This is a genomic window from Nocardioides sp. N13(2025) (assembly GCF_051912545.1).
Taxonomy (GTDB): domain Bacteria; phylum Actinomycetota; class Actinomycetes; order Propionibacteriales; family Nocardioidaceae; genus Nocardioides.
The window spans coordinates 2,966,047-2,985,587 of record NZ_CP196809.1 but is presented as its reverse complement, the minus strand read 5'-3'; the positions used below and the strand labels follow the sequence as shown (position 1 = coordinate 2,985,587).

Here is a 19,541-nt window from a genome sequence, read left to right as displayed (position 1 = left end):
GCGTCAGCTGAAGGGCGCGAGCAGCGAGCGCAGCAGCCCGGCCAGCTGGGTGCGCTGCTTGTCGGGGAGGTCGGCCAGCAGGTCGGCCTCGGCCGCGAGCAGGGCCTCGAAGGCGCCGTCGACGGCCGCCTTGCCCTCGGCGGTGAGCCGCACCAGCACCCCGCGACGGTCGTGCGGGTCGGGCAGCCGCTCGACGAGGCCGCGGCCGGTGAGCCGGTCGACGCGGTTGGTCATGGTGCCGCTGGTCACGAGGGTCTCGCGCAGCAGGCGGCCGGGGGAGAGCTCGTACGGCGCTCCGGCGCGGCGCAACGCGGCCAGCACGTCGAACTCCCACGACTCGATGCCGTGCGCGGTGAAGGCGTCACGGCGGGCGAGGTCGAGGTGGCGCGCGAGCCGGCTGATCCGCGAGAACACCTCGACGGGGGCGAGGTCGAGGTCGCCTCGCTCGCGTCCCCAGGCCTCGACCAGGTCGTCCACCTCGTCGCGCATGACGACATCCTGCCAGATGGCGGGATCGGTCGAGAATCTTGACATCGAGATGCTTCGTCTGGAAGGTGTGGTGTCTCGACATCAAGATAATTCCATGGGTAGTCCACCGGGTCCCGGTCGAGCAGACTGGCTTCCCGGAGCCACTTCCAGGTGGACTACCCCGAGGGCAGGAGGAGGACGACATGAGCCACACCTGGGACCCCGACCGCTACCTAGCGTACGCCGACGAGCGGGGGCGGCCCTTCGTCGACCTGCTGGCCCGGGTGCCTGCCGAGACGCCGCGCACCGTGGTCGACCTCGGGTGCGGCCCGGGCGTCCTCACCGCGCTCCTCGCCGACCGCTGGCCCGGTGCCGACGTCACCGGCGTCGACAGCAGCCCCGAGATGATCGACGCGGCGCGCGAGGTCGAGGGGGTGAGGTGGGAGGTCGCCGACCTGCGGGACTGGGCCCGCCCGGACCCGCTCGCGCTGCGGGGGCCGGTCGACGTACTGGTCTCGAACGCGACCCTCCAGTGGCTTCCCGAGCACCTCGAGCTGCTCCCGGCCCTCGTCGACCGCCTCGCGCCGGGCGGCTGGCTGGCCTTCCAGGTCCCCGGCAACTTCGACGAGCCCAGCCACACCATCCGCACTGACATCGCCGACCGTGCGCCCTACGCGGAGCACGTGCGCGACGTCGCGGTGCCCGCGAGCCACGCGCCGGAGGTCTACCTGCGCGTCCTGGTCGACCTCGGGTGCGAGGTCGACGTGTGGGAGACGACCTACTTCCATGTCCTCACCGGCCCCGACCCCGTCTTCGGCTGGGTCTCCGGCACCGGGGCGCGGCCCACGCTGCAGGCGCTCCCCGACGACCTCCGCCCGCTCTTCGAGGAGGAGTTCCGCACGCTGCTGCGCGAGGCCTACCCGCCGGACGCGGCCGGGCGCGTGGTGATGCCGTTCCGGCGGATCTTCGCGGTGGCCCACAAGCCCGCGCGCGACGCCGTACGGGCGGCGGACTGATGCGGCCGCACCACATGGTGGCTCGCCAGGCGCAATGCGGGTGCGCACGCCCCCGCGCTTCGGGCACGATCACCGCGTGCCCCTGCTGCTGATCCTCGGCCCGCCCGCCGTCGGCAAGATGACCGTCGGGCGCGCGATCGCCGACCGTTCGGACTTCCGCCTGTTCCACAACCACCACTCGATCGAGATGCTGCTCGACGTCTTCGACTACGGCACGCCGCCGTTCCGGACGCTCAACAGCGAGGTGCGGCGACGGGTCGTCGAGGAGGCGGCGGCGTCGGGCACCGACCTCGTCTTCACGTTCGTCATGGGGATGGACGAGCAGGCCGAGGCCGACTACCTCGAGCGGCTCGCTTCGCCGTACGGCGACGACGTGGCGGTCGTCGAGCTCGTGGCCGACCTGGACACCCGCCTGGTCCGCAACCGCACCGAGCACCGGCTGGCCGAGAAGAAGTCGAAGCGCGACCTGGAGTGGTCGGACAACAACGTCCGCGAGCTCGAGGCGGGATACCGGATGACCTCGGACGCCCGCAGCGACGGCCCGGGGGAGCGGCTGCTCGCCCGGTGGCCGCACCTGGTCATCGACAACAGCGACCTCTCGGCGGACGAGACGGCCGAGCAGGTACTGGCGTGGTTGGTTACTCACGAGTAATGTCGCGGCATGCCTGCCGTCCTCGACCTCTGGAAGAAGACCTCCGCGCTGCCCCTGGGTGACCGGGTCTTCTCGATCGCCTTCAGCCAGAAGGCCCCCTACTTCGCCACGATCCGGCCGCGCTTCACCGTGGTCGAGCCGAATCGTGCCGAGCTCGTCATCCGCAAGCGCCGCGGCGTGCACAACCACATCGGGACCGTCCACGCGATCGCGCTGTGCAACGGCCTCGAGGCGGCGATGGGCGCGCTCGCCGAGGCGACCATCCCGCGCGACCGGCGCTGGATCCCGAAGGGCATGGAGGTCGCCTACACCGCCAAGGCCGACTCCGACATCACCTGCATCGCCGAGACCGACCCCGAGCAGTGGACCGCCGAGGTCGGCGAGGGCCACGACCTGCCGGTCCGGGTGCGCGGGGTGCGCACCGACGGGACCGTCGTGGTCGAGGGCGTCATCCGGCTCTGGGTGACCGAGAAGCGGGGAGCGTAGCGACGCGTGTCGACGCTCGAGGGCGCCCCGAGGAGCTAGACGGCCCGCCCCGACTGCGCGTCGCCGACCATCGGCACGTCGAGCATCTTCTTCTCGCCCACGAGCCGCTTCTGCAGGACGGTGGCGATCCAGGTGAGGATCAGGTTGATCGTCACGTAGATGCCCGTGATCACGATGGCGGTCGGCACCTGGTTGCCGAACTCGAGGTAGAGGGGCTTGCCGACCGCGGTCAGACCGGGGGCGGTGATGTAGTAGCCGAGGCTCGTGTCCTTCAGCGCCACGACCATCTGGCTGATGATCGAGGGCAGCATGATCTTCACGCCCTGCGGCAGCAGCACGGTGGTCATCACCTGCGACTTGCGCATGCCGATGGCGTACGCCGCCTCCGACTGGCCCTGCGGCACGGCGTTGATGCCGGCGCGGAACACCTCGGCGAGCACCGCGCCGTTGTAGAGCGTCAGCGCGATGACGACGCACCAGAAGGGGCTGAGCGGGCCGTTGCCGATGGAGAGCAGGAAGAACGCGAACACCATCAGGAGCAGCACGGGCGCGGCCCGGAAGAACTCCACGACCAGCCAGGCCGGCCAGCGGATCCAGCCGCGGTCGGAGAGCTTGCCGATGCCGAGCACGAGGCCGATCACCACGGCGAAGATGATCGAGAAGAACGCCATCTTGAGGGTCTGGAGGAGCCCGTCGACGAGGATGAACTCGAGGTACTTGGGAGTGACGAACGGCTCCCACAGCGCGTAGTCGAGCTGGTCGCGGTCGTAGAGGCGCCAGACGGCGAAGGCGACGAGCGCCACCAGCACGAGGATGCTGACGATGCTGTAGGTCCGGTGCCGGGCGACGGCCTTCGGGCCGGGGGCGTCGAACAGGACTGAGGCACTCATCGGGCCACCCGTACCTTGCGCTCGAGGGCGTAGGAGGCGAGGGCGACCACCTCGACGATGACGATGTAGCCGATGGCGAAGGCGATGAAGATGCCGGTGCGCTGGTCGGCGTTGTTGTTGGTCAGGGCCCGCATCGTGGCGACTGCCTCGGCGATGCCGAAGGCGGCCGCGATGGAGGTGTTCTTGATGAGCGCGATGAGGACGCTGGTCAGCGGCGGGACCACGGCCCGAGCGGCCTGGGGGAGCACCACCAGCTGCATCGACTGGGAGAAGGTCAGCCCGATCGCGCGACCGGCCTCGGCCTGCCCCAGGGGCACGGCGTTGACGCCCGAGCGCATCGCCTCGCACACGAAGGCCGAGGTGTAGAGCGTCAGGGCGATGCAGGCGCGGACGAAGAAGGCGGAGGCGTTCCAGCCGCCGATCTCGACGTCCTCGACGAACTTGAAGTTGTAGCCGAGCACGGGCATCGCGATCGCCATGAAGATGAAGATCATCAGCAGCGGCGTGTTGCGGAAGAGCGTGACGTAGAGAGCCGCCGCCTTGTTGAGGATCGAGACCGGACCCACCCGGAGGACCGCGAGGATCGTGCCCCAGATCAACGAGGCGATGCCGGAGACGACGAAGAGGCCGATGGTGAGACCGAAGGCCTTGAGGTAGTCGTCGAAGTTCGAGAACACCGCGTCCATGCGGCGGGCTCCTCTCTGCTGGACGCCGGCGGGCACGCGGCCCGCCGGCGTCCGACGGTGGTTCTAGCTGACGGCGGAGTGGTCCGGCGTCAGGCGGCCGGGCACTCGTCCATCTCCGGCGGCTCGGGCGTGTCGACGCCCGACTGGCCGAGGGTGGCCTCGAACGCGGCGGCCCAGTCGCCGTCGTCCTCCGCCTTCTTGATGGTGTCGACGATCCACTGGCACATCTCGGGCTTGTCGAGGCTGTAGCCGACGCCGTAGCGCTCCTCCGAGAACGGGTCGACGACGACCTTGAGCTCGTCGGGGTGCTCGGCGGCGTAGCCCAGCAGGATCGCGCCGTCGGTGGTCATCGCGTCCACGGTGCCGCTGAGGACCTGGTCGACGCACTCGGAGTAGGTGTCGAAGCCGCGCGGCTTCGCGCCCTCGGCCTTGATGTTCTCCAGCGAGGTGGACCCGGTGACCGAGCACACCTCCTTGCCCTTGACGTCCTCGAGGCTCTCGATGTCGCTGTCGGAGCCGACGAGCAGCTGCTGGCCGGTGACGTAGTAGGGGCCGGCCTGGCCGACGACCTGGCGGCGCTCGTCGGTGATGGAGTACGACGCGATGACGAGGTCGACCTCGCCCTCCTCCAGGAAGGGCTCACGGTTGTCGGAGATCGTCTCCTTCCACGTGATGTCCTCCGGCGCGATGCCGAGGGACGCCGCGAGGATCTTGCCGATCTCGGGGTCGAAGCCCTTCGGCATGTCGTCCGCGGCACCCTTGAAGCCGATGCCGGGCTGGTCGAACTTCACGCCGATGGTGATCTCGCCCGAGTCGGCGAACTCCTTCATCGCCGTGCCGTCGTCGAAGTTGTCGGCGGCGTTCTCGGTCACCTCGACCTCGGTGGCCTCGCCACCGTCGTCGCCGGCGTCGCCGCAGGCTGCCAGTGACAGGGCCAATCCCGCCGTGGCGAGGATCGCCTTGGTCCTGATGAATCTCATCCTTGCTCTCCTTCGGTTGCCGGCTCCGAGGCCGTCGGGTGGTTCTGGGGATGGAGTGCTGCGTGTCCCGAGTGCGTGGGTGGAGCGGTCAGTGCTTGAGGATCTTGCCGAGGAAGTCCTTGGCGCGGTCCGAGCGCGGGTTGGTGAAGAACTCCTCGGGGGTGTTCTCCTCCACGATGGCGCCGTCGGCCATGAACACGACGCGGTCCGCGGCGGTGCGCGCGAAGCCCATCTCGTGGGTGACGACGATCATCGTCATGCCCTGCTCGGCGAGGTCGACCATGACGTCGAGGACCTCCTTGATCATCTCCGGGTCCAGGGCCGAGGTCGGCTCGTCGAAGAGCATCACCTTGGGCTCCATCGCGAGCGCCCGGGCGATCGCGACGCGCTGCTGCTGGCCGCCCGAGAGCTGGGCGGGGTACTTCTCCGCCTGGTGACCCACGCCGACGCGGTCGAGCAGCTCGCGCGCCTTCTGGTCCGCGGCCTCCTTCTTCATCCCGCGCACCTTGATCGGGCCGAGGGTGACGTTCTCGAGGATCGTCTTGTGCGCGAAGAGGTTGAAGCTCTGGAAGACCATGCCGACCTCGGCCCGCAGCGCTGCGAGGGCCTTGCCCTCCTGCGGCAGCGGCTGGCCGTCGAGGGTGATGGTGCCCTCGTCGATCGTCTCGAGGCGGTTGATCGTGCGGCACAGCGTCGACTTGCCCGAGCCGGACGGGCCGATGATCACCACGACCTCACCCCGCTTGACGGTCAGCTCGATGTCCTTGAGGGCGTGGAGCTGTCCGAAGTGCTTCTGGACGTCGCTCAGCACGACGAGGGGCTCGCCACGGCCGGCGCTGACGGGTGCCGTTTCCTGCGCGGTCATAGGCGAAACCTAGCGCCACGCGACCCCTTCGGGCTATCGCCCATGGCCCGGACGGGTCATCACAGTGTGGTGACGATTCCCTTCTCGGGATCCCAGCGACGCACCGTGGTCAACGACAGGACCACGTCGGCGTGGCCCAGCACATCGAGCGCAGCAGGTACGTCGGCCCGGTCCAGGCGCCGCGCCAACGTGACGTGCGGCAGCCACCCGGTGTGCTGCACGCCGTCCACCCGGCCGCGGAGGTCGAGCACCGCTCGTACGAGCGTGTCGGGCGCGTCGAGCAGCCGCACCAGGGAGACCCGGTGCCCGCCCAGCAGGGCGATCCCAGCGGCGCGCACGTCGGTCGGCAGCAACGGCCCGAGCAGCTCCACGGCGAGGTCCTCCTCCGCCCGCCCGAGCACCGGCGCGGCGACGGCCGTGACGTGCGGGCTGTTGGTCGCGCCGCGGTGGTCGAGCTGGGACGGAAGCCCGGCGTCGCGCAGGGCCTGCCAGTCACGGCGTACGACGTCGCAGCCGGCCTCGTCGGGCAGCAGCTCCAGCGCGTGCATGCGGGGCATGGCGGGAGCCTAGGTCGCGATTGCCGCGGCCCCCGCCCGCCGCCGTACGCTTGAGCGGCCATGAGCACTGCCGAAGCCACCGCCCGCACCTACGAGGTCAAGACCCACGGGTGCCAGATGAACGTCCACGACTCCGAGCGCCTCAGCGGGCTGCTCGAGGACGCGGGCTACGTCCGGGCTCCTGCTGACGCGCAGGCCGACGTCGTCGTGTTCAACACCTGCGCGGTGCGCGAGAACGCCGACAACAAGCTCTACGGCAACCTCGGCCAGCTCGCCCCGGTCAAGGCCGCCAGGCCCGGCATGCAGATCGCCGTCGGCGGCTGCCTGGCCCAGAAGGACCGTGACACGATCACGAAGCGGGCGCCCTGGGTGGACGTCGTCTTCGGCACCCACAACATCGGCTCGCTGCCGGTGCTGCTGGAGCGGGCGCGGGTGCAGGAGGAGGCCCAGGTCGAGATCCTGGAGTCGCTCTCGGTCTTCCCCTCGACCCTGCCGACCAAGCGCGAGTCGGCCTACGCCGCGTGGGTGTCGATCTCGGTCGGCTGCAACAACACGTGCACGTTCTGCATCGTGCCGGCGCTGCGCGGCAAGGAGAAGGACCGCCGCCCCGGCGAGATCCTGGCCGAGGTCGAGGCGCTGGTCGCCGAGGGCGTCACCGAGATCACCCTGCTGGGCCAGAACGTCAACGCCTACGGCGTCGAGTTCGGCGACCGCCAGGCGTTCTCCAAGCTGCTGCGCGCGTGCGGCTCCGTGCCCGGCCTCGAGCGGGTCCGCTTCACCTCGCCGCACCCGGCCGAGTTCACCGACGACGTCATCGAGGCGATGGCCGAGACGCCCAACGTGATGCCGTCGCTGCACATGCCCCTGCAGTCCGGCTCCGACAAGGTGCTGCGCGACATGCGCCGGTCCTACCGCCAGTCGAAGTACCTCGGGATCATCGAGCGCGTCCGGGCCGCGATCCCTGACGCGGCGATCACCACCGACATCATCGTGGGCTTCCCCGGGGAGACCGAGGAGGACTTCCAGGCCACCCTCGACGTGGTGCGCGCCGCGCGCTTCTCCGCCGCCTTCACCTTCCAGTACTCCAAGCGTCCCGGCACCCCCGCCGCCGTCCTCGAGGACCAGGTCCCGCCGGAGGTCGTCAAGGACCGCTACCAGCGGCTCGTCGAGGTCGTCGAGGAGATCTCCTGGGCCGAGAACAAGGCGCTCGTCGGCCGCACCGTCGAGCTGATGGTCGCCGAGGGCGAGGGCCGCAAGGATCTTGCGACCAAGCGCCTGTCCGGACGCGCGCCCGACAACCGGCTCGTGCACTTCGCCGCCGACTTCTCCTCGGTCGAGGCCGACTCCGTGCGGCCGGGCGACATGGTGACCGTCGAGATCACCTACGCCGCCCCGCACCACCTCGTCGCCGACCTGCCGATCCGGTCCGTACGCCGTACCCGCGCCGGCGACGCCTGGGAGCGGCGTACGTCCGCACCGCCCGCCGCCTCCTCCGTCGGGCTCGGCATGCCGGCAGTCGGCGTGCCCGCCCCCCTCCCCCCGACTCCCGCCTGCGGCTGAGCTCCGGGTTCCTGCCTCGCGTTGGTCCTCGTGGGGTTTCGTTTGGTCCTCGTTTGGTCCTGTTGTCGCTGTTGTCGCGATCCCCGGGTACCCGGGGAAACGGACAGGAGTGCGGTCCTGGTGACGTGACATCCACGTCACGAGAACCGCAGTGTGCTCAGCTCGCCAGCGGAAGGCAGTCCGGGCAGGTCGTCGGCCCGCCCTGCCACCCCCTCGCCTGGAGCAGCGCCCCGATGCGGGCGGCCGTCGCGCACGGTCGGTCGTACACCTGACCCCACCCGACCCGCACCGTGCCCAGCCGTTCGATCGCGGCGAGCAGGTCGCGATCGAGGTCGGCGTCGCGCGCGGCGGGGCTGTCGTGCCAGAGCCGACCGTCGATCTCCACGAGCTGGTCGAAGTCGACGTACGCGACGTCGCGGAAGACCGGCCCGTTGGCCGAGCCGCGCAGCTGGCGGTTGGCGGTGGGGAGGCCGTGGGGCCGTTCGACGAGGGTGAGGTAGCCGTGCTCGAGGACCGAGCACGTGCCGTGCTGCAGGTCGGTCAGCACGCCGGACAGGAACTCCCGCCGTGGGATCCGGGGACGGCGGTCGAGGCGCTCACGGATCCGCGACGGCAGGGTGCGCCGGGCCTGGATCGCGTCGGCCAGCACCGAGATCGCCGCGAAGTCGTCGCGCGCAGTGGAGGCGACGTCGATCAACGCCTCCTCGACCCGGACGCGCGGCGGGCTGGTGTTCCACATGACCTTGGTGCCCAGCCCGGCGACCCGGTGGAGGCGGTAGCCGCTCGGCATCCGGACCCTCCGGTCCCGGTGGACCGCCACCTCGATCAGGGAGTCGTCGCGGCCCGACTTCCCCGGCCCGTCGGCCGCTCGCAGGGCACTGTCGCCGGCGAGGGCGGCCGGCCACGCGATGAGTACGCCGATCCACGCCCGCTGCAGCCACGTCGGCGTACCCGTGTGGCTGAGGAACACGCCCTCGTGCACCCGGACGAGGTCGCGCCTGCGGAGCAGCCGCTCGAGCTCGTGCGGCGGGGCACCCCGCTCGGTGAGCTGGCGTCGGGCGATCACTCCCGACTGCAGCGAGAGCAGGTCGGCGTACGAACCTGGGGCCATGCCGTAGATCGTGACGGGTGCAGCAGGCCCCTGCCACGGGGCGAAGCCGATCTGTGGAGGAGCACTACGCGGTCTTCGTGACGCGGATGCCACGTCACGGGGACCACACTGCTGTCGGGATCCCCGGGTACCCGGGGATCGCGACAGACGAGCGGCGAGACGTGCGACGACACGAGCGTCGACGTCCGACAGGCGTGCGGCGTGGAGGTCAGGCGGGAGGCTCGGCGGAGCCGTCCTCGGCCTCCTGGCCGGCGGAGGGGTCGTCCTCGGTGGTGCCGGACTCGGCGTCGTCGGCCTTGCCCTCGGGGGCCTGCGGCTTGTCGTCGGGCTCGGAGATCTCGTCCGGGAGGACGTCGTCCACGGCCGGGTTGTCCTCGGGGCTGAGGTCGCGGCCGAGGCCGAGGTCGGCGGGGTCCTCCTCGAGCGCGTCCGCGCCGCCCGGCTGCAGCTCGGGCTCCTCGGTGAAGGGGGTCGGCATCGGGCTCAGGTCGTCGTTCTGCATGTTTCCCTCCCTGGGTGAATGCACGATCGTGTCGCCCCCATGGTGCCCTGACCACCCCCGGAGGGGCGGTACGAGGCTCAGCGCTCGTCCCACCCGAACGTCAGGTACGCCGCGCCGCTGCCGAGGTGGGCGAGCGCGTGCGCCTCGTGCGGCACCATCGGCTCGGGCAGCTCGGCGAGCGGGCACCACCGGATCTCGGCGGCCTTGTGGGGCTCGACGATCCGGGGCTCGCCCGACCACGAGCGGGCGGTGAAGAACCAGTCGACGCGCTCGTCGATCGCCTCGGCGTGCTGGGTGCGCTGCATCGTGAACGCGAACTCGAGCCCGACGTCGGTGACGCCGAGCTCCTCGGCGGCCTCGCGGCGCGCGGCGTCGTACGCCGTCTCGCCCCGCTCGACGTGCCCGGCCGCGGCCGCTGCCCAGTGCCCGTCCATGTAGGGCGTGCCGCTGCGCAGCTGGAGCAGCACCTCGGTGCCCCTGGCCCCGTCGCGGAGGAGGTAGACGTAGGAGGCCGGGACGAGGACGAAGCGGTCGGTCACGCGACCGACCCTAGGCCGGGACCGGGTGCTGCTCAGCGGGCGGTGGGCCCGGGCCCGATGTCGTCGTTCTTGCCGTCCAGCGAGTCGAGGGCGTCGCGCGCCTTGCCGGTCGCCTGGTCGATCCTGCCGGCGTGCTTGCCGCCGGTCTTCTCGTTCACCATGGCGCCGGCCTTGTCGATCCCGCCGGCGATCTTGTCGCCGTGGTCGTCGACCGCCTTGGTGAGCTTGGCCTTGGCCTTGTCCAGGAAGCTCATGGCTCGCTCCTCGGTTCGCGCCCACCCCCGCGGGTGGGACCTCCCGCCAATCTAGGCCTGCTGGGAGGATGGGGGCCATGCCCCTGCCCATCGTCGCGCTCGTCGGCGCCACGGCGTCGGGCAAGACGGGGCTGAGCCTCCGCCTCGCCGAGCGGCTCGGGGGAGAGGTGGTCAACACCGACGCGATGCAGGTCTACCGGGGCATGGACATCGGCACCGCCAAGCTCCCGGTCGCGGAGCGGCGCGGCATCCCGCACCACCTCCTCGACCTGCTCGACGTCACCGAGCCGGCCACGGTGGCGCTGTTCCAGGGCTGGGCGCGCGACGCCGTCGACGACCTCCGCGCACGCGGCGCGACCCCTGTCCTGGTCGGCGGATCGGCGCTCTACACCCGCGCGATCGTGGACCGCTTCGAGTTCCCCGGCACCGACGACTCGCTGCGTCGCGAGCTGGAGGTCGAGCTCGAGCGCGTCGGCAGCCCGGCGCTGCACGAGCGGCTGGCAGGCGTCGACCCGGAGGCGGCCGCGCAGATCCAGCCCGACAACGGGCGCCGCGTCGTACGAGCCCTCGAGGTGATCGCGCTCACCGGTCGTCCGTTCAGCGCCAGCCTGCCGCGCCTGGAGTACGCCGACCCGCTGACCGTGCAGGTCGGGGTCGACATCGACCGGCCGACGCTCGACGCCCGGATCGAGGCCCGGGTCGACGACATGTTCGCGAGCGGCTTCGTCGAGGAGGTCGAGGCCCTGCTCGCGCGGGGTCTCGCGGAGGGCCGGACCGCGTCGCGGGCGATCGGCTACCGCGAGGTCATGGGCTTCCTGGCGGGGGACCGGACGCTCGCCGAGGCGATCGAGCAGACGAAGACCGCGACCCGCCGCTTCGCCCGCCGCCAGGACTCGTGGTTCCGCAAGGACCCGCGCATCGTGTGGGTGGCCCACGACGACCCCGACCGCGTGGACAAGGCGGTCGCGGCGGTCGAGGCGTTGCAGAAGTAGCCGAGATCGATCAAGCGCGATGTCGGTGGTCGGTGCCAAGGTGTCGAGATGGCGACCATCTACTACAGCGGCTGCACGCTCGACGGCTTCATCGCGACCGACGACCACGACCTCGACTGGCTCACCTCGCGCGACATCGACAACGAGGGCCCGATGGCCTATCCCGCCTTCCGCGAGCGGCTCGGGGCGTGCGTCATGGGTGCGACCACCTGGCAGTGGATCCTCGACCACGACGACGACCCGTGGGGCCCGCTGCCGACGTGGGTGATGACGCACCGGAGCTTCCCCGAGGCGCCGGCGAGCGTGCGCTTCGCCCGTGACGACGTCCGCCGGGTCCACGACGAGATGACCCAGGCTGCCGGCGGCAAGGACCTCTGGGTCGTCGGCGGGGGAGACCTGGTCGGGCAGTTCCACGACGCCGGGCTCCTCGACGAGGTGTGGCTCCAGTACGCCCCCGTCACCCTCGGCAGCGGCGCACCGGTGCTGCCGCGCCACGTCGAGCTGCGGCTCGAGGAGGTCGCCCGCAACCACGACTTCATGTGCGGTCGCTACTCCGTCGTGCGCTGACGTACCGCCCCGCAGGGCGTGGACAGGGTCGCCGCGGTGGGGGCAGGGTGAAGGCTCCATCACTCGGGAGGTCCCCATGCGCATGCGTACGTCCCTCGCGGCCGCCGCCACCTCGACCGGCGTCCTCGCCGCGCTCGTCGTCGCGACGCCCACTGTCGCGAGCCCCTCGGCACCCACGTCAGCACCCACCTCCGCGGAGCCGCGCCCGACCGCCAAGAAGGCGACGGCCATCGGCACCGGCGGTGCGGTCACGACCGTCGACCCCGAGGCCTCGGCCGCCGGGCTGAAGGTCCTCAGGGCCGGAGGCAACGCCGTCGACGCGGCGGTCGCCGCGGCCGCGACTCTCGGGGTCACCGAGCCCTACAGCGCCGGCATCGGCGGTGGCGGCTACTTCGTCTACTACAACGCGAAGTCGGGCAAGGTCCGCACGCTCGACGGCCGCGAGACCGCGCCCCGCAAGATGCCGCAGGACGCCTTCATCGACCCGGCCACAGGCAAGCCCTACAACTTCACGCCCGAGCTGGTCACCAGCGGCGTCGGCGTCGGCACGCCCGGCACCCTGGCGACGTGGGACAAGGCCCTCGACAGCTGGGGCACCTGGTCGCTCGCCGACGCCCTCGCACCGGCGACGAAGGTCGCCACCCGCGGCTTCGTCGTCGACGAGACGTTCCGTCAGCAGACGCTCGACAACGAGGAGCGCTTCCGGGCCTTCAAGGACACCAAGAGGCTGTTCCTGCCCAAGGGCGACGCGCCCCAGGTCGGCTCGATCTTCCGCAACCCCGATCTCGCGGCGACCTACGACGCCATCGCGAGGCGCGGCACGAAGGCGTTCTACCGCGGCGCGCTCGCCCGGCTGATCTCCGACGTCGTGCGCAAGCCACGCACCACGAAGAACAACAAGCTCCCTGTGCCCAAGGGGTACCTCACCCAGCGCGACCTGCGCGACTACGAGGTGCGCTCGCAGCGCGCCACCAAGGTGGGCTACCGCGGCCACGACGTCTACGGCATGGCGCCCTCCTCCTCCGGCGGCACGACCGTCGGCGAGGCGCTCAACATCCTCGAGCGCTACGACCTCTCGAAGATGACGGCCGAGCAGGCGCTGCACCACTACCTCGAGGCCAGCGCGCTCGCGTTCGCCGACCGTGGCAAGTACCTCGGCGACCCCGCCTACGTCGACGTCCCGGTCAGGCGGCTGCTCGACGACACGTTCGCGGCCGAGCGCGCCTGCTCGCTCAACCCGGCGAAGGCGGCCACCAAGCCGGTCGCGGCCGGCGACGTGACGTCGTACGACGGCGTGTGCGGGCCGGCGACGGCGAAGGGCGAGACCGACACCGACACCGAGAACCTCTCCACCACCAACCTCACGGTCGCCGACCGGTGGGGCAACGTCGTGGAGTACACCCTCACCATCGAGCAGACCGGCGGCTCCGGCATGGTCGTGCCGGGCCACGGGTTCCTGCTCAACAACGAGCTGACCGACTTCTCCACGGTCTACTCCGCGACCGACCCGAACCGCATCCAGCCCGGCAAGCGCCCGCGCAGCTCGATGTCGCCGACGATCGTGCTCAAGGACGGCAAGCCGTTCATGGCGCTCGGCTCGCCCGGCGGCTCGACGATCATCACCACGGTGCTGCAGATGCTGGTCAACCGGATCGACCTCGGCATGACCATCCAGGAGGCGATCGCGGCCCCGCGCGCCACCCAGCGCAACACCGCCAACGTGACCGCCGAGCCGGCGTTCATCACCGCCTACGGGCCGGCGCTCACCGCGCTCGGCCACAACCTCGTCCCAGCCGGTGACGCCTTCACCAGTGCGGCCGAGATCGGTGCGGCCACGGCGATCGAGTTCGGCCCGAAGCGGCTGCTCACTGCGGTCGCCGAGCCCAGCCGGCGCGGCAGGGGCTCGGCCAAGGTGGTCGACCCTCGGTAGTCCGTGCTGCCGCTGTAACGCCGGGTTGGTGCCTGTACCCACCCCCGTACATCAGGGTGGGTACAGCGGCTGACCCGGCGTTACAGCTCCCGGACGACGGCCTGCCACACTGGGCGCGTGAGCTACCCCTTCCTCAAGGGCCACGGCACCGAGAACGACTTCGTGGTCCTGCCCGACCCCGACGGCTCGGTCCACGGCGGCGCCGACGGGGAGATGGCCGCCGCGCGGGTGGTCGCGCTCTGCGACCGCCGTGCCGGCATCGGCGCCGACGGGGTGCTGCGGGCGGTGCGCCGGGAGGGCGGCTGGTTCATGGACTACCGCAACTCCGACGGCTCGGTCAGCGAGATGTGCGGCAACGGGATCCGCGTCTTCGCCCGCTACCTCCACGAGCGCGAGGGCGAGCCCTTCCCGATGGAGGTCCGGACCCGCGACGGCGTGAAGGTGCTCGACGAGGCGGGGGACGAGATCACCGCCGACATGGGTACGCCGGAGGTGCTGGGCGACACGGCGGTCACGGTGATGGGCCGCACCTGGCCCGCACGACACGTCTCCATGGGCAACCCGCACGCGGTCGCCTTCGTCGACAACCTCGCCGAGGCAGGCCCGCTGCTCGAGGCGCCGGAGCACGACGACGCGATCTACCCCGACGGCGTCAACGTCGAGTTCGTGGTGCGCCGCGGCGAGCACCACGTCGCCATGCGGGTGCACGAGCGGGGCGCCGGCGAGACGCGTTCCTGCGGCACCGGGGCCTGCGCCGTGGCCGTGGTGGCCGCGCTGGCGGACGACGCCCCCCGCGGTACGGCGTACCGGGTGGACGTGCCCGGCGGCACGCTGAGCGTCGTGTGGACCGACGACGACCGGGTCCTCATGACCGGTCCGGCGGTGCTGGTGGCCGAGGGCCTCACCGATCTCTGACGGGTCGAGTGCGCACGCGGCACCATCCGCCGCAGGACCGCGCACTCGACCCTTCTAGGATCCGGGCCATGGACATCACCGGATCCTCCGCCATCGTCACCGGGGGCGCCAGCGGCATCGGCGCCGCGGTCGCCCGAGCCCTCGCCGCGAAGGGTGCCGTGGTCGTCGTCGCCGACCTCAATGCCGAGAAGGGCGAGGCGCTGGCCGCGGAGATCGGCGGCGTCTTCGCCTCCGTGGACGTGACGAGGACCGAGCAGGTCGCCGCAGCCGTCGAGGCTGCCGCCGAGATCGCGCCGCTGCGTGCCTGCGTGAACTCGGCCGGCATCGGCTGGGCGCAGCGCACCATCGGCCGCGACGGACTGCTGGAGTCCGCCCACGACCTCGACGCCTTCCGCAAGGTCGTGGAGATCAACCTGATCGGCACTTTCGACATGACCCGCCAGGCGGCGACGGTGATGAGCCGCAACGAGCCCGACGCCGACGGCCAGCGCGGCGCCATCGTCAACCTCGCCTCGGTCGCCGCCTTCGACGGCCAGATCGGCCAGGCGTCCTACTCCGCGTCCAAGGGCGGCGTCGTAGGCATGACCCTCCCGGTCGCGCGCGACCTCTCCGCTGCCGGCATCCGCCTCAACACGGTGGCGCCCGGTCTCATCGACACCCCGATCTACGACGCGTTCCCCAACCCCGACGAGTTCAAGGCCAACCTCGGCGCCAACGTGCTCTTCCCGAAGCGGCTCGGCCGCGCGGAGGAGCTGGCCAGCATGGTGGTGGAGTGCCTCACCAACTCCTACATGAACGGCGAGACGATCCGCGTCGACGGCGGGATCCGGATGCCACCGAAGTGATGCGCCACTGATTCCACTGGTCCAGACCGAACCCCCACAATTCGACCAAAACCGGGCGCGGCCACGTCTCCGGCGCGAGGGTGCTGGAGGGAGCAGGACCACTCATCCAACGCTGTGGGGGCGACGATGACGGACGTAGCGAGGCCGCGTGTCGCGGCGTTGCAGGAGCACGGAGCGGGCACCAGCTCGATCCTCGATCGCGAGCTGACCTCGCTCGTGCGGCGCTGGGTGGCCGCGGGGACCCGCGGGCCGGAGCGCGTACGACGCGACACGGTGCTGCGGGTCGCGCCCGATCCTCTGCCCGAGGCGCCGGAGCCGGCCGCCGAGTCGACGGCCCCACCGCTGCCGCAGCGGGGCACCCGGGACGACTCCGAGAAGGTGTGCCGCACGGCGCTGCTGGTGGACGCCCGCCGGGTGCCCGCCGACGCCGCCGCCGGCCTGCTGGCGCGGATCGCGGAGCGTGGCCACGTGAACGTGTGCCGGGCCTACGGCGACTGGAGCACCCCCGAGCTCGGCGAGTGGGCCGGACGGCTGCGCCGGGAGGGGCTGCACTCGTTCCACCACTTCGCCGACGAGGACGACGGCGCGCTGGTGGCGATGGCGATCGACGCGGTCGACATCGCCCGCGACGCCGGGATGGACGAGGTGGTCATCGCGGGGGACCTCACGTCGGTGCTGCCCCTGGTGCACCGCCTGCACGGTGCCGGCGTACGCGTCGTTGCGGTGGGAGCCGCCCACACGCCGCGCGACGTCCGGGCGGCGTGCGACGAGTTCATCGACACCGCCTCCCTCGACGGCGACCACGCGGTCCCCGTCGGACGCCACCGGGCCTGATCCACCCCCTGCACCGAGCGACGGTTTGCCCCGCTCGTCCGTGGGTAGTCACGTCCGCATGGGGATGCTGACGCGGGGATCAGTCGTGCTCGCCCTCGTGCTCTCGGGCGCGGTGGCGATGGTGGTCGGAGGTACGCCGGCGGGGGCGGTGGTGGTGGAGTGCACCCAGACCTTCGGGGTCGACGGCGGCCGGGCGGTGTTCCCCGGCCAGGTCGGGGGCTTCACGGTCTACCCCACCGACACGTGGATGTGGTCCGACGGCGCCGTCGCCGACGTGGACGTGCACGTGTCGGTGGATGCCGGCTACCCCTACGAGATGCCGACCTTCGAGATGAGCCTCGTCCACGAGTCGGCCAGCTCGATGCTGATGGGCCGGCGGCGGGTGGACGGCGGATTCCACTCGCTGACCTACGACGACGAGGCATCGCAGGGGTGGGACGGCTCCCAGGGGTCCGGCACCTTCCAGCCCGACCAGCCGCTGGCCTACCACGACCACCGCAGGGTGCGCGGTGCATGGACCGTGGAGATCCGCAACTGGGGCGACGGCGTCATCCACCCGCAGGAGATGTGGGTCCGCATCACGTCCGACACCTGCGACACCGACGGCGACGGCCGTCCGGACCGGATCGACAACTGCCCGACCGTGGCCAACCGTGACCAGGTCGACTGGGACGGAGACGGGGTGGGCAACGCCTGCGACCCGACCCCTGGCGCGGACCCCAACGCTCCCGCACCCACCACCTCGCCGACCACGACGAGCCCGACCACGACGAGCCCGACCACCGGCCCGACGACCGCACCAGTGAGTCCGACGGCCACCGTCACCACCGGCTGCACCGCGGGCTGCGCCTACGTGCGTACGGTCGAGCTGCGCCACCAGAAGAAGAAGCGCGCGCTCGTAGGGGACGTCACGTCGGTCGCGGTGGGCTGCCGATCGGTGGTGCCGGTGTCGATCTGGCGCACGCGCCCGGGTGCGGACCGCAAGCTCGTCGTGCTGACGACGCGCAGGAGCGGTTCCTTCCGGACCAAGGCCCCGCGCCAGCCCGGTCGCTACTACGCCACCGTCGGGTCCGCCGCCGAGCCGCTCTGCGGCCACGACCGCTCCCGCGCGGTGCGCGTCAGGCGTCGCTGACTCCGGGAAAGCATTCGCGCAGGTCAGGCAGGTCGACCTACCCTTGTAGTCATATGACGAACGCACCTGACTTCAACCTCCGCGATGCCCTCGACGCGACCCGTGGCTGGGACGCCGAGACGATCGAGCTCGACGACCAGCTCCTCGAGGGCGACGACCTCGAGGGCGACGACGACTTCGAGTCCGGCTACGCCGACGACACGTCGTACGCCGACTACGACGAGGAGGACCCCGAGGAGCTCACCGTCGGCGCGCAGGAGCTCGCCGAGCGGCACGCGCTGCGCCGGGTCGCCAGCCTGCGCACCGAGCTCGAGGACATCACCGAGGTCGAGTACCGCCAGCTCCGGCTGGAGAAGGTGGTGCTCGTCGGCGTGTGGACCGAAGGGTCCGTCACCGACGCCGAGAACTCCATGGCCGAGCTCGCGCTGCTCGCCGAGACCGCCGGCTCCGAGGTGCTCGAGGCGGTCTTCCAGCGACGCCAGAAGCCCGACCCCGCCACCTACATCGGTCGAGGCAAGGTCGACGCGATCCGCGAGATCGTGCAGGCCACCGGCGCCGATACCGTCATCTGCGACGGCGAGCTCGCGCCCAGCCAGCTGCGCAACCTCGAGGACCGGATCAAGGTCAAGGTCGTCGACCGCACCGCGCTGATCCTCGACATCTTCGCCCAGCACGCGAAGAGCAAGGAGGGCCAGGCGCAGGTCGAGCTGGCGCAGCTGCAGTACATGAAGCAGCGCCTCCGCGGCTGGGGTGGCAACCTCTCCCGCCAGGCCGGTGGTCGCGCCGCCGGCGGTGAGGGCATCGGTGGGCGTGGTCCCGGTGAGACCAAGATCGAGACCGACCGCCGCCGGATCAACACCAAGATCGCCAAGCTGCGCCGTGAGCTCAAGGAGATGCGCGGCACCCGCGACGTCAAGCGCCAGTCGCGCCGCCGCAACCACATCCCGAGCGTCGCGATCGCCGGCTACACCAACGCCGGCAAGTCCTCGCTGCTCAACCGCCTGACCGACGCGGGAGTGCTGGTGGAGGACGCGCTCTTCGCGACCCTCGACCCCACCACGCGTCGTACGACGACCGCGGACGGGCGCATCTACACGATGTCCGACACCGTCGGGTTCGTCCGCCACCTCCCGCACGACCTGGTCGAGGCGTTCCGCTCGACGCTCGAGGAGGTCGCCGACTCCGACCTGCTGCTCCACGTCGTCGACGGCTCGCACCCCGACCCGGAGGGCCAGATCGCGGCCGTGCGACAGGTGCTCGCTGAGATCGGCGCGACGAAGGTCCCCGAGATCATCGTGATCAACAAGGCCGACGCCGCCGACCCGCTGGTCATCGACCGGCTCCGGCGCCGCGAGCCGCACAGCGTGGTGGTCAGCGCCAAGACCGGCGACGGCATCGCGGAGGCGCTGGCGACGATCGAGTCGGAGCTGCCCCGCCCGCAGGTCGAGTTCGACGTGCTGCTGCCCTACGAGCGCGGCGACCTGGTCAACCGGATCCACCAGGAGGCCGAGATCGGCTCCCTCGAGCACACCGGCGACGGCACGCTCGTCGTCGGCCGGGCCAACGCCGACCTCGCCGGCGAGCTCGCGGCGTACGCCCGCTGAGCCGCTGCCGTCGTTGCGATCACCGGGTACCCGGTGATCGCTCGGGTTCCCGTCCGTTGCAACGGTCGGGAACCCGACGAAAGGGACTGGAACCCCGGTCCGAGCGGACATGCGGCGCAGTGCCGGATCGAGGGTGCGGAACCTTCTCGTAGGGTC

The 19,541-nt window shown here is 71.3% G+C and carries 22 protein-coding genes; 12 read left to right on the top strand and 10 right to left on the bottom strand.

Annotated elements, in window-relative coordinates:
• Positions 1-3: 3 nt before the first annotated feature.
• Positions 4-489 carry a MarR family winged helix-turn-helix transcriptional regulator gene (locus ACS3YM_RS14485; protein ID WP_439937135.1) on the bottom strand — a complete coding sequence of 162 codons (486 nt, stop codon included), beginning with the start codon at positions 487-489 and terminating at the stop codon, positions 4-6.
• Positions 490-671: 182 nt separating this feature from the next.
• Here ACS3YM_RS14485 and ACS3YM_RS14480 point away from each other — a divergent pair, with 182 nt between their 5' ends.
• The 3 genes from ACS3YM_RS14480 to ACS3YM_RS14470 all read left to right on the top strand — a co-directional run bounded on the left by ACS3YM_RS14480 (position 672) and on the right by ACS3YM_RS14470 (position 2,622).
• Positions 672-1,484, top strand: coding sequence for a trans-aconitate 2-methyltransferase (locus ACS3YM_RS14480; protein ID WP_439937134.1), 813 nt, complete (start codon positions 672-674; stop codon positions 1,482-1,484).
• A gap of 76 nt (positions 1,485-1,560) precedes the next feature.
• Positions 1,561-2,136 (top strand): hypothetical protein, encoded by a 576-nt coding sequence (locus ACS3YM_RS14475; RefSeq protein WP_439937133.1) that lies wholly within the window; start codon positions 1,561-1,563, stop codon positions 2,134-2,136.
• Positions 2,137-2,145: 9 nt separating this feature from the next.
• On the top strand, positions 2,146-2,622 hold the full coding sequence (locus tag ACS3YM_RS14470) for a hotdog fold domain-containing protein (protein WP_439937132.1): 477 nt from the start codon (positions 2,146-2,148) through the stop codon (positions 2,620-2,622).
• A 35-nt stretch (positions 2,623-2,657) separates the two neighbouring features.
• Here ACS3YM_RS14470 and ACS3YM_RS14465 read toward each other — a convergent pair whose 3' ends face one another.
• From ACS3YM_RS14465 to ACS3YM_RS14445, 5 genes are all read right to left on the bottom strand, one after another.
• A complete protein-coding gene (locus ACS3YM_RS14465) occupies positions 2,658-3,512 on the bottom strand; it encodes an amino acid ABC transporter permease (protein WP_439937131.1) in 855 nt (284 codons plus the stop codon).
• Positions 3,509-4,198, bottom strand: coding sequence for an amino acid ABC transporter permease (locus ACS3YM_RS14460; RefSeq protein WP_439937130.1), 690 nt, complete (start codon positions 4,196-4,198; stop codon positions 3,509-3,511). Before ACS3YM_RS14460 ends, ACS3YM_RS14465 begins: the two co-directional genes overlap by 4 nt.
• Positions 4,199-4,287: 89 nt before the next feature.
• The gene (locus ACS3YM_RS14455; protein WP_439937129.1) at positions 4,288-5,178 is read right to left on the bottom strand and encodes a glutamate ABC transporter substrate-binding protein; all 891 of its coding nucleotides are present in this window, start codon (positions 5,176-5,178) and stop codon (positions 4,288-4,290) included.
• Between the two features lie 88 nt (positions 5,179-5,266).
• Entirely contained in the window at positions 5,267-6,043 is a 777-nt protein-coding gene (locus ACS3YM_RS14450) for an amino acid ABC transporter ATP-binding protein (RefSeq protein ID WP_439937128.1), read from the bottom strand.
• A 59-nt stretch (positions 6,044-6,102) separates the two neighbouring features.
• Entirely contained in the window at positions 6,103-6,600 is a 498-nt protein-coding gene (locus ACS3YM_RS14445) for a 2'-5' RNA ligase family protein (RefSeq protein WP_439937127.1), read from the bottom strand.
• A gap of 60 nt (positions 6,601-6,660) precedes the next feature.
• Between ACS3YM_RS14445 and miaB the strand changes: the two genes are divergently transcribed.
• The gene (gene miaB, locus ACS3YM_RS14440) at positions 6,661-8,160 is read left to right on the top strand and encodes a tRNA (N6-isopentenyl adenosine(37)-C2)-methylthiotransferase MiaB (protein ID WP_439937126.1); all 1,500 of its coding nucleotides are present in this window, start codon (positions 6,661-6,663) and stop codon (positions 8,158-8,160) included.
• A 157-nt stretch (positions 8,161-8,317) separates the two neighbouring features.
• Here miaB and ACS3YM_RS14435 read toward each other — a convergent pair whose 3' ends face one another.
• The 4 genes from ACS3YM_RS14435 to ACS3YM_RS14420 all read right to left on the bottom strand — a co-directional run bounded on the left by ACS3YM_RS14435 (position 8,318) and on the right by ACS3YM_RS14420 (position 10,566).
• Positions 8,318-9,271, bottom strand: a complete 954-nt coding sequence (locus ACS3YM_RS14435) for a hypothetical protein (RefSeq protein WP_439937125.1) — start codon at positions 9,269-9,271, stop codon at positions 8,318-8,320.
• A gap of 208 nt (positions 9,272-9,479) precedes the next feature.
• Positions 9,480-9,773 (bottom strand): hypothetical protein, encoded by a 294-nt coding sequence (locus ACS3YM_RS14430; protein ID WP_439937124.1) that lies wholly within the window; start codon positions 9,771-9,773, stop codon positions 9,480-9,482.
• A gap of 77 nt (positions 9,774-9,850) precedes the next feature.
• On the bottom strand, positions 9,851-10,312 hold the full coding sequence (locus ACS3YM_RS14425) for an NUDIX domain-containing protein (RefSeq protein WP_439937123.1): 462 nt from the start codon (positions 10,310-10,312) through the stop codon (positions 9,851-9,853).
• A 32-nt stretch (positions 10,313-10,344) separates the two neighbouring features.
• Positions 10,345-10,566 (bottom strand): antitoxin, encoded by a 222-nt coding sequence (locus tag ACS3YM_RS14420; protein WP_439937122.1) that lies wholly within the window; start codon positions 10,564-10,566, stop codon positions 10,345-10,347.
• A gap of 77 nt (positions 10,567-10,643) precedes the next feature.
• On the opposite strand from ACS3YM_RS14420, the gene miaA reads away from it, so the two are divergent.
• The 8 genes from miaA (at position 10,644) to hflX (ending at position 19,385) form a co-directional block, all read left to right on the top strand.
• A complete protein-coding gene (gene miaA, locus ACS3YM_RS14415; protein ID WP_439937121.1) occupies positions 10,644-11,558 on the top strand; it encodes a tRNA (adenosine(37)-N6)-dimethylallyltransferase MiaA in 915 nt (304 codons plus the stop codon).
• Positions 11,559-11,606: 48 nt separating this feature from the next.
• A complete protein-coding gene (locus ACS3YM_RS14410) occupies positions 11,607-12,125 on the top strand; it encodes a dihydrofolate reductase family protein (protein ID WP_439937120.1) in 519 nt (172 codons plus the stop codon).
• 76 nt (positions 12,126-12,201) lie between these two features.
• Positions 12,202-14,055, top strand: a complete 1,854-nt coding sequence (gene ggt, locus ACS3YM_RS14405; RefSeq protein ID WP_439937119.1) for a gamma-glutamyltransferase — start codon at positions 12,202-12,204, stop codon at positions 14,053-14,055.
• Between the two features lie 117 nt (positions 14,056-14,172).
• Positions 14,173-14,970, top strand: a complete 798-nt coding sequence (gene dapF, locus ACS3YM_RS14400; protein ID WP_439937118.1) for a diaminopimelate epimerase — start codon at positions 14,173-14,175, stop codon at positions 14,968-14,970.
• A gap of 68 nt (positions 14,971-15,038) precedes the next feature.
• The gene (locus ACS3YM_RS14395) at positions 15,039-15,815 is read left to right on the top strand and encodes an SDR family oxidoreductase (RefSeq protein WP_439937117.1); all 777 of its coding nucleotides are present in this window, start codon (positions 15,039-15,041) and stop codon (positions 15,813-15,815) included.
• 126 nt (positions 15,816-15,941) lie between these two features.
• The gene (locus ACS3YM_RS14390) at positions 15,942-16,649 is read left to right on the top strand and encodes an NYN domain-containing protein (RefSeq protein ID WP_439937116.1); all 708 of its coding nucleotides are present in this window, start codon (positions 15,942-15,944) and stop codon (positions 16,647-16,649) included.
• Positions 16,650-16,707: 58 nt separating this feature from the next.
• On the top strand, positions 16,708-17,781 hold the full coding sequence (locus ACS3YM_RS14385; RefSeq protein WP_439937115.1) for a thrombospondin type 3 repeat-containing protein: 1,074 nt from the start codon (positions 16,708-16,710) through the stop codon (positions 17,779-17,781).
• A 53-nt stretch (positions 17,782-17,834) separates the two neighbouring features.
• Entirely contained in the window at positions 17,835-19,385 is a 1,551-nt protein-coding gene (hflX, locus tag ACS3YM_RS14380) for a GTPase HflX (RefSeq protein WP_439937114.1), read from the top strand.
• The last annotated feature ends 156 nt before the right edge of the window (positions 19,386-19,541 follow it).

Bases quoted from the DNA above. Each gene is read 5' to 3' on its own strand.
- ACS3YM_RS14420 (WP_439937122.1), bottom strand. From the start codon at position 10,566: ATGAGCTTCCTGGACAAGGCCAAGGCCAAGCTCACCAAGGCGGTCGAC.
- ACS3YM_RS14395 (WP_439937117.1), top strand. From the start codon at position 15,039: ATGGACATCACCGGATCCTCCGCCATCGTCACCGGGGGCGCCAGCGGC.
- ACS3YM_RS14450 (WP_439937128.1), bottom strand. From the start codon at position 6,043: ATGACCGCGCAGGAAACGGCACCCGTCAGCGCCGGCCGTGGCGAGCCC.
- miaB (WP_439937126.1), top strand. From the start codon at position 6,661: ATGAGCACTGCCGAAGCCACCGCCCGCACCTACGAGGTCAAGACCCAC.
- ACS3YM_RS14460 (WP_439937130.1), bottom strand. From the start codon at position 4,198: ATGGACGCGGTGTTCTCGAACTTCGACGACTACCTCAAGGCCTTCGGT.
- ACS3YM_RS14390 (WP_439937116.1), top strand. From the start codon at position 15,942: ATGACGGACGTAGCGAGGCCGCGTGTCGCGGCGTTGCAGGAGCACGGA.
- ACS3YM_RS14435 (WP_439937125.1), bottom strand. From the start codon at position 9,271: ATGGCCCCAGGTTCGTACGCCGACCTGCTCTCGCTGCAGTCGGGAGTG.
- ACS3YM_RS14480 (WP_439937134.1), top strand. From the start codon at position 672: ATGAGCCACACCTGGGACCCCGACCGCTACCTAGCGTACGCCGACGAG.
- ACS3YM_RS14430 (WP_439937124.1), bottom strand. From the start codon at position 9,773: ATGCAGAACGACGACCTGAGCCCGATGCCGACCCCCTTCACCGAGGAG.
- ACS3YM_RS14455 (WP_439937129.1), bottom strand. From the start codon at position 5,178: ATGAGATTCATCAGGACCAAGGCGATCCTCGCCACGGCGGGATTGGCC.
- hflX (WP_439937114.1), top strand. From the start codon at position 17,835: ATGACGAACGCACCTGACTTCAACCTCCGCGATGCCCTCGACGCGACC.
- ACS3YM_RS14465 (WP_439937131.1), bottom strand. From the start codon at position 3,512: ATGAGTGCCTCAGTCCTGTTCGACGCCCCCGGCCCGAAGGCCGTCGCC.
- ACS3YM_RS14470 (WP_439937132.1), top strand. From the start codon at position 2,146: ATGCCTGCCGTCCTCGACCTCTGGAAGAAGACCTCCGCGCTGCCCCTG.
- ACS3YM_RS14445 (WP_439937127.1), bottom strand. From the start codon at position 6,600: ATGCCCCGCATGCACGCGCTGGAGCTGCTGCCCGACGAGGCCGGCTGC.
- ACS3YM_RS14485 (WP_439937135.1), bottom strand. From the start codon at position 489: ATGCGCGACGAGGTGGACGACCTGGTCGAGGCCTGGGGACGCGAGCGA.
- miaA (WP_439937121.1), top strand. From the start codon at position 10,644: ATGCCCCTGCCCATCGTCGCGCTCGTCGGCGCCACGGCGTCGGGCAAG.
- ggt (WP_439937119.1), top strand. From the start codon at position 12,202: ATGCGCATGCGTACGTCCCTCGCGGCCGCCGCCACCTCGACCGGCGTC.
- ACS3YM_RS14410 (WP_439937120.1), top strand. From the start codon at position 11,607: ATGGCGACCATCTACTACAGCGGCTGCACGCTCGACGGCTTCATCGCG.
- ACS3YM_RS14385 (WP_439937115.1), top strand. From the start codon at position 16,708: ATGGGGATGCTGACGCGGGGATCAGTCGTGCTCGCCCTCGTGCTCTCG.